Source organism: Pedobacter sp. WC2501 (assembly GCF_052682415.1).
Map to the genome: position 1 here is coordinate 628,927 of NZ_JBQZFI010000001.1, position 15,324 is coordinate 644,250.

General features: G+C 35.5%; 11 protein-coding genes. All 11 read right to left on the bottom strand.

What is annotated here, in order from left to right:
- Nucleotides 1–2 precede the first annotated feature (2 nt).
- The gene (locus ACUN24_RS02725) at nucleotides 3–992 is read right to left on the bottom strand and encodes a glycosyltransferase (RefSeq protein ID WP_445561133.1); all 990 of its coding nucleotides are present in this window, start codon (nucleotides 990–992) and stop codon (nucleotides 3–5) included.
- Nucleotides 985–1,860 carry a beta-1,6-N-acetylglucosaminyltransferase gene (locus ACUN24_RS02730; protein WP_445561134.1) on the bottom strand — a complete coding sequence of 292 codons (876 nt, stop codon included), beginning with the start codon at nucleotides 1,858–1,860 and terminating at the stop codon, nucleotides 985–987. The genes ACUN24_RS02725 and ACUN24_RS02730 overlap by 8 nt, the downstream gene beginning before the upstream one ends.
- On the bottom strand, nucleotides 1,857–3,026 hold the full coding sequence (locus tag ACUN24_RS02735; RefSeq protein WP_445561135.1) for a hypothetical protein: 1,170 nt from the start codon (nucleotides 3,024–3,026) through the stop codon (nucleotides 1,857–1,859). The genes ACUN24_RS02730 and ACUN24_RS02735 overlap by 4 nt, the downstream gene beginning before the upstream one ends.
- A gap of 65 nt (nucleotides 3,027–3,091) precedes the next feature.
- The gene (locus tag ACUN24_RS02740) at nucleotides 3,092–4,222 is read right to left on the bottom strand and encodes a polysaccharide pyruvyl transferase family protein (protein ID WP_445561136.1); all 1,131 of its coding nucleotides are present in this window, start codon (nucleotides 4,220–4,222) and stop codon (nucleotides 3,092–3,094) included.
- Between the two features lie 7 nt (nucleotides 4,223–4,229).
- Nucleotides 4,230–5,762 carry a lipopolysaccharide biosynthesis protein gene (locus ACUN24_RS02745; protein ID WP_445561137.1) on the bottom strand — a complete coding sequence of 511 codons (1,533 nt, stop codon included), beginning with the start codon at nucleotides 5,760–5,762 and terminating at the stop codon, nucleotides 4,230–4,232.
- A gap of 26 nt (nucleotides 5,763–5,788) precedes the next feature.
- Entirely contained in the window at nucleotides 5,789–6,748 is a 960-nt protein-coding gene (locus ACUN24_RS02750) for an SDR family NAD(P)-dependent oxidoreductase (RefSeq protein ID WP_445561138.1), read from the bottom strand.
- A gap of 11 nt (nucleotides 6,749–6,759) precedes the next feature.
- Nucleotides 6,760–9,141 carry a GumC family protein gene (locus ACUN24_RS02755; RefSeq protein WP_445561139.1) on the bottom strand — a complete coding sequence of 794 codons (2,382 nt, stop codon included), beginning with the start codon at nucleotides 9,139–9,141 and terminating at the stop codon, nucleotides 6,760–6,762.
- Between the two features lie 16 nt (nucleotides 9,142–9,157).
- Entirely contained in the window at nucleotides 9,158–9,967 is an 810-nt protein-coding gene (locus ACUN24_RS02760; protein ID WP_445561140.1) for a polysaccharide biosynthesis/export family protein, read from the bottom strand.
- 93 nt (nucleotides 9,968–10,060) lie between these two features.
- Nucleotides 10,061–10,795 (bottom strand): tyrosine-protein phosphatase, encoded by a 735-nt coding sequence (locus tag ACUN24_RS02765; RefSeq protein WP_445561141.1) that lies wholly within the window; start codon nucleotides 10,793–10,795, stop codon nucleotides 10,061–10,063.
- A gap of 1,732 nt (nucleotides 10,796–12,527) precedes the next feature.
- A complete protein-coding gene (locus ACUN24_RS02770) occupies nucleotides 12,528–14,243 on the bottom strand; it encodes a capsule assembly Wzi family protein (RefSeq protein ID WP_445561142.1) in 1,716 nt (571 codons plus the stop codon).
- A 104-nt stretch (nucleotides 14,244–14,347) separates the two neighbouring features.
- Nucleotides 14,348–15,316 carry a glycosyltransferase family 2 protein gene (locus tag ACUN24_RS02775; protein ID WP_445561143.1) on the bottom strand — a complete coding sequence of 323 codons (969 nt, stop codon included), beginning with the start codon at nucleotides 15,314–15,316 and terminating at the stop codon, nucleotides 14,348–14,350.
- Between the last annotated feature and the right edge of the window lie 8 nt (nucleotides 15,317–15,324).

The window sequence follows — 15,324 nt, forward strand, 5'->3', positions numbered from 1 at the left end:
GTCTAATTTGCTCCAGTTTTTATCCTAAGTAAATAAAAATATAGTCTTAAAAAATAGTCAATCGCAAAGAAATTATTAAATTTCATAAGGGGCTTGACTAAAATGCTATTTATTCTATTATTCAAAAAAAACAATTGGTTATGTCCTTCCACATCCACCATCCTTCGAAAGTAGTTCTTTCTTTCGGAAGTGCTAAATCTTCCCGACGAGTAAATTAGATTAAAGTAGTAAAAGTATATGGTCTGAAGGTTTGCTAGTTTTAAATCGGTGATACTAAAATGGAGTTTAATAAGTACACTCTCAATTTTCAAGAACTTATTGTATATATCCAAAAGTTCTTCAGGGCTACTATTATGCCTATTAACCGTTACAGGAGGCCTGTAGTACAAATAACCTATCTCTTCACTTATGTAGATAGAATTAACATTTGTAATGAACTCAAGAACGAACAGCGTGTCTTCAGCCAATTTTATTGAGGTGTCAAACTTAAGTCCATTTTCAACAATTAAGCTTCTTTTAAAAAGCTTTCCCCAAGCAGTCCTGATAAGACGATGATTTATTACCTCATTGACTGTAGCTTTAAATTGATTGCCAGCATCCAGATGAATAGTTTCTAAAACATCTTGTCCATCCATATAAATGGATCTGTAACCGCAAAGAGCAAAATCAACATCGTCCTTCTTTAAGAGAAGGTCAAGATAATTGGACGTAATTTCATCATCAGCATCAACGAAAGTCACATATTCAGCTATACTACTTGTCAGACCGACGTTCCTTGCATTACTCACTCCTCCATTCGAAATATGGATAGAGTGAAATCGTCTATCAGACATTGAAAAATGATCACATATATCTTTTGACCCATCTTTACTTCCATCGTTGACCAGAATTACTTCAAAATTATGATAGTTTTGCGCCAAAACACTCTTTAAACACCGATCGAGTGTCTTTTTCGCATTGTAAACTGGGATTATGATCGATACCTTAACCATTATGCTTTAAAATGGATTCCTCTATACATCTTACCAACTCAGCATTCTCTTTATTTATTTTTCTGACAAACAGTTTACCTGATCCCATGATTTCATCTAAGTCCTCCAATTGCCATTCATAGGGCTTCCCTCGTCCCCAATCTATTAAGCGCATACAGCTTTTAAATTCGTCGTCAATAGAAAAGACATGTTCACGAAATTTAGAATTATAGGCTAATGTTTGTTTATAATACTCATCTGGTGACTTGCTATATTTCATTTTTGACAAAATTAGGTTTTCATTTTCTAACAAATAGCCTACAAAATCTCTTGTTACACTAACCCAATTGGTGCCATTCTTAATTTCCAAATTTTTATGTGCAGAAAAATGGTTATAACGCAAATACGTTTGGAAAAGAATAAATAATCGCCTAGTATAGTCTATAATTTTATTCGGATTTCGATAGCTTTTGGCAAATAAATGAATATATTTTATCCTTGAAGCTATGGCTTTTTTTGCAAATCCGATGAACTCTTTGCCTTCATTATTTTTAAAAAAACGATGAATTTCATCTTGCGATTTTAAAGGCAAATCCGCTCCTGATAGCAGATGAAAATATTCATATTTTCCTTTTTTATAGGCATCATCAAATAGTATATATTCAGCTTCAACCTGAGAAATATTTGCCCAAATCACATCCACTCGTTTGGATGTAAAATATAATCTTGATTTTTGGACGCAACTAAATATTGTATCTTCAAAATTTAAATCAGTTTTAGTATCAATGTGAATAAAAATATCGTTACGCTCATCATCTAACAGACTAATTAAGGTTCTTAATACTAATGAGTTCTCATGAGCCATTATTAAGTAAGCATGATGGCTCATCTTTTTATTGCTTTAATATTTTCTTTTTCTATCAGAGCAAACAGTAGTGGAAATATCAAAAAGTTACCTGTAGAGTAAAATTCATGTGTAGTAATGGACGACGCGATCAATGAAACCATCCACATTCCAGCGTAATAATAATTTGAATTAACCTTCAGTAATACAGCCTTAATACTCATGAATACCATGCACAATACTGTAAAAATGCCAACTAACCAGCTTAATCCAATAAGCCCCCAATCTTGGTACCAATAACCTAATACCTCTAATTCTTCAACTGACTGAGAATACTGGGAGCCCTTAAAAGGCATACCACTACCGAAAAATCGTTCAACATTGGAGCTAAAATATTCTGTTTCATGATAGACTAAATTAATAGTTCGTATATAATCAGCATTACCAAAATTTTGGTCTGAGTTTCTCTTTTGCATATTTTCTAAAATTGCATTAACCGGTGGAGTTAATGCCAAAATACCGCCGAAAATAACAAATAACACCGCATAGACCATCAATTTTAAGCTAAAGCCATATATCCGAATTAGCAGAATACCAGAAAATAATATAGAAACAAACACCATTGTACGATATCCATTATTAAAATTAATATATAAACATACTACAGCAATAATCAGATAAGTAGCCTTTTTATTAAGTAGGTACTTATTAACTCCATATAAAGTCCCAAGTGAGGCCAATCCCTGGCCTAATAGAGCTATTCTTCGCCCTGCAGCTTGATTATCAACAACCCTTGCTGCCACGAAAATAATCTTTGGATATACAACTAGTTGAATGAGATAACACACAATAAAAATTACAATCAAACCATAAAGCAATTTTTCAATTTTTGCAGAAGATAAATCTATTTTTTGAAAGAAAAAATAGATTACTATACAGAGCAATGGCGCTGAGGAACGTAAGCTTTCTGTAATATTTTGTGATCTATAAACTTGTGATGATATAGCACTTGCAAAAATTCCGATTACTATTAATAAAACATAGATGGTAAACACACCTTTAAAACTGGATTTAAATAACAATAAACATGTTATAACCCCCAGAAACACAGTTCCTCCTATCTCCGTAATTCCAAAAAAATTAAGAAGAAAAAGAAACAATAAAGTCAGTACAAATTGGTTCTGAAAAGGCCTATTAGGTAGTTTATCCATTAATTTAACTAATATTTTGAAATAATCAAAAGTAACTCATTTCTAATTTACTTAAGCAAATAAACTTATTCCGACAATGACTTTTCAAGGAAATTTATTGAGGCTTTTTTTAACGAATCTAACCTCTCTTTACTATCCTCAAAAGAGATTTCCTGATATAAATCAATACTCTTTAACTCCTCGGTTCCTAAAAACCGATTAATTAATCCCAATTGGTTTAAAAGGAAAGTAGCCCTGTTGTCATTCTTGTTATGCATATTACTCTTCACAAACCAAAATTTCTTTTCAAATAAGGTACCAAACACAGTTCCATGAAAGGATGTGGTAAACACCAAATCAGCATGCATCATAAGGTTCATCATTGCAAAGGGTCCAAATCTTTTTGACAATTTAAATCCATATTTAAATTTTCTACCCGGACCCCATGGACCGGCATCAATAATATAAACAGGTAAATTATGCTTTTTGCTAATCTCCTCTACAAACTCATTTACTTGGTCATTGTAATTAAAAGCGTAATAGAATATGTATTTCCCCTTAACCAATGGTTTACTGAGATCGAAAGAATCTTCCCAATCCTTCTTTTCAAGTAATAAGGTTGGATCTAATGTAATCTCTACCGGACGATCATATATTTCCTGAATGAGTTTTTGGGCATTACCCTCTCTAACTGATAATGAAGAAAAATCAGAAACAAGTTTCTTATAATGTGCCCGATCAGCATCCTTTTCTATAATATTCGTCGCTCCTAAACTTGTAGCATAAGCAATTTTTTTTCCTTTTGTTACAAAACTTAAAAAATATGCATCGTCAAAATCGGCTGCCCTGGTATTCCAGACCTGATCACTCCCACAAACATAATAATCATATTTACCATCTATCGCTTTAAGTTCTTCTGTATACTTAAAAGCTTCTTTAGCAACAGGAAGGTGTTTATCAATAAAGTTATTGAAATCTTTTTGTTGTTTTTTAAGAAGGGGATAAAAACTTAATTTTAAAAGATTACCAATAATGTTTCTGGGAGCGTTAACCTTTTTCAGAATGGAGTACATTTCATGCTGGCCCTCGTTAGAAAAATTGATGAACTCGCTATCTAATCCGATTTTCTCATTAATAACTTTTTGAAGGGCATATGCTTGTAAAATGGATCCACAATTATGTGAGGCATGATAGGTAATAAGTCCTACTTTCTTCATACTATATTTATTTTTTAAATTTTATATTAATGAAATTTTTAAGAGTTTTCTTTTCTTCACCATTAATTCCAATAATCAACATTGTTAATAGAGTGATACCACAAGATATTAAGGTGGTTATTATTAAATACGCCCAACCACCTGTATGTATATAATGAATGATTAAAAAGATAATTGGCAAAGAGACAGCTAGAACGACCCCAACCCTTAGCAATACTTCCTTACAATAAATTAAGACTGGCAGGTCCACTCTTTTTGTAACATAGATTATTTTCCATAGATATACCAGAAAGTTGACAACAACCCAAACCGCATATACAATATCAGGCTCATATCCAATTTTGGTTAATAGGTATACTACAGGTACGGCTGCAACGGAAAGTGCGCTATAGATAATCTGGTAATACTTAATCTTTCCGGTTGCATTTATGGCAATGCCAAGTGGAGCAGAAATAGAATCGACTAACAAGTTCAGCATACTTAAGTTACAAAATACAATTAAATGTGCAGGTACGGTATCCAGCCACTTAGTAATTACGAATTCAGAATTAATTAAAAAAGGAATTGCAATTAGATACATCAAAAAGAAGGAATACTTAGATGTTGCAAGCAATAAATTACGAAACCTTCCATGTTCATCAGCGGCATATGATTTTACAATCTGAGGGCTAAAAGCAACCTGAAAATTTGTTAAAAAACTATTGACTGCATTTCTAACCTGATTTGTGAGCCCTAAGGAAGCATTAACGGTTACGCCATAAAAGATATTAAATATAATGTTCATCCCCTGGCTAATGGAAACATTAGCAATACTTCCAAATAACGTCCAGGTAGAAAAACCCAGGATCTGATTGTAATCGGCTTTATGATAGTGAAATTTGAAATCGCAGATCTGAAAATTCCTTTTGCAATAAATCACATACAGGATGAGTACTACGATAGAAACACCCATTACCAGAAACGAATATGTTATAAGTTTATCAAAATGAATAACCAGTAAAAAGTATACGATAAGTAGTTTCAATACAACTTCCAATATGCTTAAATATGCATAAAAAGACATTTTTTCGTAAGCTACTACAGTGGCATTATATGGAACGCGTATAATGTTAAAACAAAAAGCTAAAAGCGAAAATTGAAATACACCCAATGCAGCACCAGCACGTCCAACAGGAATATTCAGCTTGTGGTTTAGAAACCATATTCCTACCGTTTCTGCAAGAATAATAACGATTATACAAAAAATGATATAAATAGACAAGCTAGATTTAAAAATCTTCTTTTGAGCTTCAATATCACCTTTACCAATTTCGAAATTTAAGAACCGTTGAGTGGATCCAAGCAGCGCACCATTCACAAAGGAAAATAGGACAATGATACCGCCAACAACATTATAAATACCGAAATCTGTAACTCCAAGTGTTTTTAGAATAACCCTACTTGCATATAGACTAACAGCCATTGTCATCAGCATCCTAAAGTATAAAAGGAGCGTGTTTTTTGCTATGAGTTTATTAGATTTTTTATTTTCTTCTGACATGAAATACTAAAGATGTAAGTTTTGTTTTAAACCTGATATTTCAATTGAGATAAATCGGCAAGAAGATTTTTAACCCCCTCAAAATTACTCACTTGAGGCTCCCATCCCAAAAGCTTTTTTGCTTTAGAAATGTCAGCCATGGTATATTCCATATCAGCACTATGATTTGGCAAATAATTAATTATGGCTTTCTTACCAATAATTTCTTCCAACCAAAGTATAAATTGATTGATTGTAACAGGTTCATTGCCTCCACCAAGATTTATAATCTCATATCCTAAATCCTTTTCGGCCAAAACTGTTCCGCGGGCAATGTCATCAATGTACGTAAAATCACGTGATTGAGAACCGTCACCAAACAGAGTGATGGGGGTGTCCTCGTGGATCCATTTCGCAAAGCGATAAGGCGCCATATCGGGCCTGCCGCCCGGACCAAAAACAGTAAAATAACGCAAAATAGATACATCTATTCCATATTGTTTATGGTAGGTATAGGCATAAACTTCTGCAGCCTTTTTACTAGCTGCATATGGAGAAATAGGAGTATTTACAGGCAAATCCTCAGTAAACGGCATCGGTAAACCTGCATATAAACTTGATGTAGAGGCCAAAACAATTTTCTTTACACCATGGGTGCGCATTAATTCAAGTAAATTTAAAGTACCCTCAGCATTGGTACGCATATAAATCCATGGATTTTCCATACTGTAACGAACACCGGCTCTGGCTGCCAAACTGAATACTGTACGGAATTCATACTTTTCAAAGATAAATCTTAAATCGTCCAGCGACTCGATGTCAAGTTTATGGAAAATAAATTTGGGATATTTTGCTATTTTAGATAAACGATCCTCCTTCAGCGTAACATCATAATAATCATTCATATTATCAATGCCTACAACAGTCTCGCCTTTTTCTAAAAGCATTTCACATACTTTGGATCCAATAAATCCTGCTGCGCCTGTTACTAAAACTTTGTCTTTCATTAATTGATATATTAGCTTCGTTTCATTAATCGTTTCCAAAAACTATCTTTCTTCTGCGGCTCGTGACCATACGTACCATAGCCATAGCCGTAGCCGTAGCCGTAGCCATAACCATAGCCATAGCCATAGCCTTCATGTACCTGAATATCGTTAACAACTATTCCAATATCCTTCATTTTCTGATCCATTCTTAAATTTTCAACAATACCGATCTGCTCTTTTAAGGTATAATTCTGACGAATCAAATACATACAGAAATCTGCGATATTTGCCAATAATTGGGCATCAGTTACAATACCTACAGGCGGGGCATCAATAATGATGTAATCAAATTCTTTTTTAAGCTCCTCTATCAGGGTAATTGTACGCTCATTCATGATCATTTCTGCAGGATTTGGAGGGACAGGACCTGAACTTACGATAAACAAATTATCATGCAATGCTAAAGGCTTAACAATGTCACCAGTTTGTATAGAATTGTCAATAATGTAATTGGTAAAGCCTATTTGATTTGCAATCCCGACCTTTGCAGACAATCCTGGCTTCCTTAAATCAAGCTCCATTAAAACTACCCGTTTATTGGAAAGTGCCAATATATTTCCAAGATTTATTGCCACAAATGATTTACCCTCTCCTGACATACTTGAAGTAAGTAAAATTACTTTCTGATCAGTATTTTTCAAATAAAATGACAAATTAGTTCTTAAGGCCCGAAACTGCTCTGAAATAGCCGAGCGAGAACTATTGGCTACAACTAAGTTATCGTTACCTTCATCATGACTGATTTCACCAACAATAGGGACTAGTGTCCTCTTTAATATATCATCTTTAGTTTGTATTTTATTATCAAGCAAATCTTTGATATAGATAAAACCTATCGGAATTATTAAGCCTATTACCAAGCCCACCAAATAAATTACTGACCTCTTTGGACTAAATGGAGTCACTTCAGATTTTGGAGGGTCAATGGTTTTAGAATTTGAGATATTCGACGTTTTAGAAATGGCTGTTTCTTCCGATTTCTGCATCAAGAAGATATATAACTCTTGCTTTATTTGCTGTTGCCTTGCCAAATTCAAATAATTCCGTTCTATTTCTGGAACATTTTTAACCTGACTATCAGCCTTACCAATTTCGGCTTTAATTTTATCTCTTGTGATAATTAAGCCATTTAATGTGCTAGCGAGATTTGAAACAATGTTAGCCCTTGAATTTGCAATTTCTTTATCAAGCAAGATAATACTGGGATTAGATTCGGTTACGCCAATTAATTTCCTGGCCCGCTCTTGAGTTAACTGATTATAACTTTCAACTGCACCATTAAACACCATATCCGTAGGGATTAACGAGCTGGGTAATACCCTTTTATTTTTCGACTCATCTCCCATATACTCCTGCAAACTTTTAAAGACACTTATTTGAGTCTCAACCTTTGATAACTCGGAGATATATTGGGAGGTTGATTGCACTAAAACTTTTGATTGCTCAGCCATGTCGGCCAGGGAGTTCTTCTGCTTAAACCCCTGAATGTTCCCTTCAAGATCGCCAAGTTCACGACCAATAGAAATTAATCGGTTTTGAATAAATTTGACAGTACTATCAGCCACTTCATTTTTATCATTTATATTTTGCTCAACATATTTCTGAATCAATTTATTCAAAATGTCTTCGCCTTTTTTAGATATAGGGTGTACCAATGTTAGATCGACAATGGTAACTTGCTTATTCTTCACCTCAACTGTCAGGTCCTGCATTAAAGAGGCCACTTTTGAATCTACCGATTTAATTGTAAAGCTATAATCTCCTGCACCAATTGGGATATTGTGATTTGGAATGATGTTCAGTACCCCAACCCCTTCCAACCTGAAGGACTGACCATAGTTCACTAAAGTATCGATCATGTCGCTTTTTAGTGAAATTTTATTTTTGGAGAAACGAACCTTCACATCCGCACCCTTAACTGTATCTAGTAAAGAAACCACATTCACTTTAAATGGCGAAACATATAATTCCATACTTTTGACTGTACCAGCTTTATAATAGGTGACATTTAAATCCATGTCTCTTACAACCTGTTCCATCAGGTACCGAGTTTTTAAAACTTCCGCTTCATTGTCTACTGTACTTTTACCTCCAAGTATTCCTCCCAAATCACCCAACACAGAGTTCTCCCCTAATAAACCTGCTCCTTTTTTCTCATCATTGACCAAGATTCGTGCAGAAATCTTGTACATTGGAGTTTTGTAACGGCCGTATAAAACTGATAAGGCTAAGCAAATTATCGCAGAAAGTAATATCCAATACCATTTGGACAATATTTTACCAAAAAATTGTTTAAAATCAATTGCGTCTTCCGTCTCTTCTGAAAAATTATCTTTTATATTAATACTCATTATCTATTATAATTGATTAAAGCCTTGTTATTAATGCTATGAGAACAGTTAGTGCTGTACCTATCAATGCAAATGTTTGTGTCCGGGCACTGTTTAATGATGCTGCCTTCCCTTTGTTTGGTTCAATGTAAAGTACATCATTTTGCTTGAGGTAGAAATATGGACTATTGAAAATTTCTTTAGAATTTAAGTTTAAACGGGCAAATTCTTTTTTGCCTAAATTATCCCTGATAAGAGTTACATTTTCCCTTTTACCATAAATGGTCAGATCACCAGCCATACCCAGAGCATCAAGCACACTTACTTTTTCATTCGGAATAACGTAAGAAGCAGGGTGCGCAACCTCTCCTAAAATAGTTACCTTAAAATTTGCAAAACGAACCTGAACGTTAGGATTTGTATATACAATAGCCGCCTTTTCCTTGATTAGATCTCTTGCTTGGAAAGTGGTTAACCCAGTAACAGTTATCTTTCCGATTACTGAAAGATCAATCTGTCCATTTTTATCAACAAGGAAACCGGAAGTTGGCGGAGTAGCACCTAAACCAGTGACAGAGCCAGTGCTAACGCTTATGGCTTGGCTTGCCGCCTGATTGACTACCATACCCGTGGTTGGATCGATAGTAAAGATTGAAATAGATAAAATATCATCAGACTGAATTACTGGATCAGTAAATCTAGCAGTATTGGCCAATTCAGACTGTTTTTCTAAACTAATATCTTGAAAATAAGCTACTTTTTTTGTAGTTCCGCACGACACGATAACTAAAATTGTTAAGAGTAAAAAGCATTTTAATGCCAAGTTGTTTTTCGGACATCTTTTCATAGTAAGAAAGGTGTGTTTTTATTGTTTAGTTATTTGTGAACAAACTTAGTGTTTTATAAATACATTAAATATACCTAATTTAAGGTATTATAATCAGCCATTAAACAATAGCTGATTTTTGAAAGGATAATTACCTATTTTTTCATGAAGATATCCACTTAGTACTGCCTTAGTCAATGCTTCAAGGTGTCTATCATGATGCAAATCCGTCCCAGCCAGATCATACATTTTATGCTCAATCAAATAATCAGCAACTTTTTTCACATCTTTTCCATAGTACCCTGTTATCGAGAGCAAATTCAATTGTAGCAGAACGCCCATGTCATGATAGCGACCAAACCTTTCATAGGCTTTATGGTAAAAATTATACCTTTCAGGATGAGCTAAAATAACAGTGTATCCCTTAATCTGAAGATCGAAGATAATTTGCTCTACATTTGGTGTTTCGTTCAGATAAGACATTTCTACCAGAATATGTCTATTCGGCAAAGACATCATCATATCGCTAATCTCGAAGTTTTCATCTAACATATATTCCGCCGCTGCAGAGATACTGACGTCTAAATTAGCCTTTCGTAATGCAGCTTTGGTTAGCTCCAAAGCGGTATTTATAGTTTCAGCGGTATTTGGATATAGTTCCTTAAATATATGTGGAGTACATATAAACTGATCAATCCCTAATTCATTAAGTTTTGATATTAACGATATTGATTGTGTGAGATCTGGTGATCCATCGTCTATTCCAGGCAAAAGATGTGAGTGCATATCGACACCCAACCACTTCAAATCTCTTACGACAGGTTTTTTATTTTTGAGAAAGCTGAACATCAATTAAGCTAGAAACATGCAAGTAATCGTTATACGGAATAAATTCATCGCAAGTTAACAGTTTTTTTGCAGAAATATTAAAACATATATTTTTTTTAATTATTTCTTAACACTATCAATGACAATTATCACATTTTCACCAATTAATTCAAATTATTTTATAAAAAATAATCATATTGGAAATAATATTAAAAAATATAAGCTAAGCCAAGCTTCATATTGTAGGTTCCCTAGATCCTGCTGATCTCAATTGCAAAATTTATCTGCTGCAAAAGAGACATATTAATAATGATGTGAACGAATATAACCAAGTTCTGAATTCAATACAAATTTTCGATATTCCAATCAAACTTGCCTGAAAGAGATAGGTCGATCCATTTCCTTCTATTGTCTGTCGTGATCGCAGTTTAATACAGGTCGTTGTGATTTACAAGCCTCTCGATTTGCAAACCGATTCTCTTCATGCCTTTTACCCAGCTCACATCTAAAGATTGCGGGTTACTCCCCGGAACAATTCCTGCGCCAGTAACCAAATGTCATTAAGTTAAGGTTTTAACCACAGATGCACACAGATAAACACGGATTTTTATATCTGTGTGCATCCTTTTTATCTGTGGTTAAATTATTTTCACCTACGCCAATGGTTTAAATAATGACATTGACTAAGAACCTGCCCTATATTGGTATAGCCGTATCGGCTTAGCTATAGACCAAAATAACACCAGGGTATGTTTTTCTTTACCTTTTATTTAGCTATTGTTGACCTGCCAGGCGAAAGTAATGCCAATTTGATACATCGCCCACCTATAACGGGGCTTTGATTTAAGTAAAGCGCTTTCGAAGCAGGGGTAAAGTACATACGAAGCAGGGTGCAGGCTGGCCTGGCCGGAAGGTGGCTAAAACGTGGGGTAAATGTGGCGTAAAGGTGGGTTTTTGGATATTTTTTCGGATCATTAATCAGGTAGATTAAATTGAGTGATCATCCTTTTGTTTAACCTAATATACCAAAATTATGAAGATCCAGAATAGAATAATCAAAATAATTGGCGGCCTGGCGATCTTGTTTTTTACAAATGCGGACTAAGGATGTTTAAGATAAAACGGAAGCCGGTAAGAAAAGCATCGCAGGCCTGATTGCCTATTCATTCTTTCCTAAAAAGCCTGCCATTAATGACCAAACCATCAACGCAGATTTTCGCATGCTGATTAATCGAACTCAGGTTTTTAACCTGAGTTCGATTAATATTTGAATCATAGTGAGTGTTTACAGCCGCTTTACCTCACGCGATCGTCATGCTGAATTTATTTCAGCATCTTTCCTGTTAAACCGCCTCGCTATAAAGACCCTGAAACAAGTTCAGGGTGACGACCGTTCATGCAGGGCGCCAAATAACCCAAATTAAAGCAGATTATTAATCGAACTCAAGTTAAAAGGGTCAGGATTGGACGGGATAATCAATATTTATTGTAAATTTTTAACCAAATTTAAAGACATTGACCCTAACAGCTAGTATAGTATTTTTTCTTTTATTTTTTCACAAAGAAAAACATCAGAGCCATCAGTTAAAAGATGGGTTTCATAGGTTGCTTAGGGCCTGAACATCTATCCCCTATTAGGAACATCAGTTCATCGCTTTTAAGCGATAACGTTTACAGAATTTTTGATACCAGCGTTTCGATACGCTCAAGGTGATATTAAAGGGATTGATAAACGCCAGCTCATCGGAATGCGCTAAAAATTATAGAGCACACCTACTTTAATTTGTAAATTATTTGCATCTTTTTTGTTCCACTGCCAATAATCAGGACCGGCCTCCCAATTATACTGATAGTTTAATGATCGAATATAGGTTAGCTGGGAATTGACTACAAGTTTATCGAAATTCCATGCGAATTTGCCCCCAAACGCCAAATCAACCCAATGCCTGTTGATATATTGTGATTTTTCTCCTGATGCCTCTGCGTAACTGTACAATAAATCGTTATTATTAACCACTCTTTCTAATAACAAACCTATTTTTTTAAGGCCCTTTACCCATGCCAAATCCAAAGACTGCATATTGCTACCGGGACCGATGCCTGCACCAAGAACCTGCCCTTCATTGGTGTAACCGTCAATTACCTGATAATGTGTGTACCAGGTTTCGCTCGCTCTGCTTTCTCTGGTGGTGCTTTTTTGCAATTGGGTAAACTCTAACCCAATTTGAATAAACTCATCCTCCTGAACCAATGGTACTAGTTTTCTAAAACCGGCCACGTAGGCCCTGGTATGCTCAGGCTCAACAATCGCATCCCTTAAATTGTAAGCATGGTCATTACGGCCGTATTGCAAGTAAACTTCGGCTTTGCTTTCGGGTAACACGTAACGGGCAGAAAATGAGATATACTGGTCTTGTTTAGATTGATCTTCGGAATTAGTGCGATCGGGATTATCAAAATCTTCCTTAGGCAAGGCCTTAAATATGGGAAAATAATGGGCAAAGCCCTTTCCGATATCCTTACTATTTACTATAAATGACCTGTCTGCACCAAGGTATAAGCCTGGCACCCATTTCGGCTGATAGGTAACTGCAATCGCCGAAAGGTACCTCCAATCGTTAGCTTTGCGCACAAAGCCCGTACCTGTTGGTGGTGCTACGCCAGACTGTTCTAGTTTCCCTGCTATGATTTGCGCTTCAAAATCACCGATATAGGTTTGAATGGGTCTGGTTGTATTTAAACTAAAATGCTTAAAGCCAGATGCATTATTAGTCATTAGTAAGGAATTCCTAACACCTGGTCCCCACCATAGGTTTTCATTAGATAGGCTCAGCGCCACCGGACCAACATTTACGCCTATACTGCTTTGACCCCAGCTTAGCTTACTATATTTCCCATCGCCAAACCGGTCTGGCAAATCGATTTTGTTATAATAATACTGGGCAACTACCTTTTTAAAAACCGGTCCATTGGCATCGCTCAATTTTTGGAAGTTGCTATTCTCTGCAAAGACGTACTCCGGCCTTAATTGAATAGACAAGGGACCAATTTTGGCGAATACACCTGCAGACACCTGAGTTTGGTACCCTTTAGCTTGCACCATAGATCCATCATTTATCCCATAGGGATGGTGCGTATTCAGTTGCTGTTGCACAACTGCAGGCAATAAGTAAAATGCGATCTTACCTTCGTTTGCCACATAAATTTCTTTCCGAAACTGGGTAAGATAGAGTAATTCGCCATTTTTCTGCTGACCCAAAGCAAGGTTATTGGTAGCTGAAATATGCATAGGTCTGATCATGTATGAGGCATTGGAGCTATCAAGTCCTAGCAATTGTTGCCTTCTATATGCATCCTCAACATTCTCTAACAACCCTACAGGAATAGTTTGAGCGTAACTTGGAACCGCGAATAAACAGATGAATGATACAATACTTAAACCGAGAATTCTGACTTTTGAATGATGCATATTTTTTACGAAATGTAGACGAAGTTAGTCAATTTAGGCCATGTTTGAGAATAGTGTAATTAATTTTAATGTTTTGCAAAAAAATAAATTTATAAGACAAAGTTTTAAACTTGATTTAAAGCCATTTTAATTTTTTTACGCAGGCGAAGGAGTAGGTAATACTGTGCAACTGTTGATAACAATCCTACCTTTTTAAAATGATGACGTAGCATAAAGCTAATTAATGTGCGGTTGCTTTGCTTCATTGCAGTTAAAAAACCCGCGATAATCGGTAGGCTGGTTTTGTTGAAATGCGGTTTGTAGGTTTCGAAGAAAACATCCATCATTTGATATTGCTTTGTGAGTGCAGGTAATTGAGTAGTAGTGTACAAGTATCTTTTAAAACGAGAGCCCATCGAGCGGCTGTCTAGGTTCGTACTGAAATTTTTACTATGCTGGCGATAGGCCAATAATTTCTGGGGTAATAATATTGCTTTGCCGAACGAGCAAGCCACCAGCGCAATCCAATAATCATGATAGACTGCATTGCTGGGAATGATATTGATTTGATTGATTAATGCCTTGTTGAGCATCATGGTACAACCATAGGCGTAGTTGCCAAGCAACAACATCGGTAGCGTTAAGGTTGCAGGCATATTCAACTCCTCATTAATTTTGACACCCATCTCATCAACAAACTGAAAGTTAGTGTATACTAATATCGGAAAGCTTTTCAATTCAGCTTGTTCCAGTAGTTGCATGTAGGCGAGGCTTGCCTCTACTTTATTTGCGCACCAAATATCATCCTGGTCGGCAAACATCATATAATCTGTCTCCCGTGCACTAATGTAGTTAAATAACGTGCCAAAATTAAGCACTGGCGATCCATGCTCCCCCTCTAATTCCAATACCTTAATCCGTGGGTCTTTAGCAACGTATTTTGCTAAAAGGTTTCGGGTTTGGTCAGTAGATTGATCATCGCGGATATAGAGTTCCCAATTGGTATACGTTTGAGAAATTATACTCTCCAGCTGTTCGCTTAAAAATGCTGAACCATTGTAAGTGGCCATCAAAATTGTAATTGTAGTTTTCATTATGCCTG

Bases quoted from the DNA above. Each gene is read 5' to 3' on its own strand.
- ACUN24_RS02725 (WP_445561133.1), bottom strand. From the start codon at position 992: ATGGTTAAGGTATCGATCATAATCCCAGTTTACAATGCGAAAAAGACA.
- ACUN24_RS02730 (WP_445561134.1), bottom strand. From the start codon at position 1,860: ATGAGCCATCATGCTTACTTAATAATGGCTCATGAGAACTCATTAGTA.
- ACUN24_RS02735 (WP_445561135.1), bottom strand. From the start codon at position 3,026: ATGGATAAACTACCTAATAGGCCTTTTCAGAACCAATTTGTACTGACT.
- ACUN24_RS02740 (WP_445561136.1), bottom strand. From the start codon at position 4,222: ATGAAGAAAGTAGGACTTATTACCTATCATGCCTCACATAATTGTGGA.
- ACUN24_RS02745 (WP_445561137.1), bottom strand. From the start codon at position 5,762: ATGTCAGAAGAAAATAAAAAATCTAATAAACTCATAGCAAAAAACACG.
- ACUN24_RS02750 (WP_445561138.1), bottom strand. From the start codon at position 6,748: ATGAAAGACAAAGTTTTAGTAACAGGCGCAGCAGGATTTATTGGATCC.
- ACUN24_RS02755 (WP_445561139.1), bottom strand. From the start codon at position 9,141: ATGAGTATTAATATAAAAGATAATTTTTCAGAAGAGACGGAAGACGCA.
- ACUN24_RS02760 (WP_445561140.1), bottom strand. From the start codon at position 9,967: ATGAAAAGATGTCCGAAAAACAACTTGGCATTAAAATGCTTTTTACTC.
- ACUN24_RS02765 (WP_445561141.1), bottom strand. From the start codon at position 10,795: ATGTTCAGCTTTCTCAAAAATAAAAAACCTGTCGTAAGAGATTTGAAG.
- ACUN24_RS02770 (WP_445561142.1), bottom strand. From the start codon at position 14,243: ATGCATCATTCAAAAGTCAGAATTCTCGGTTTAAGTATTGTATCATTC.
- ACUN24_RS02775 (WP_445561143.1), bottom strand. From the start codon at position 15,316: ATGAAAACTACAATTACAATTTTGATGGCCACTTACAATGGTTCAGCA.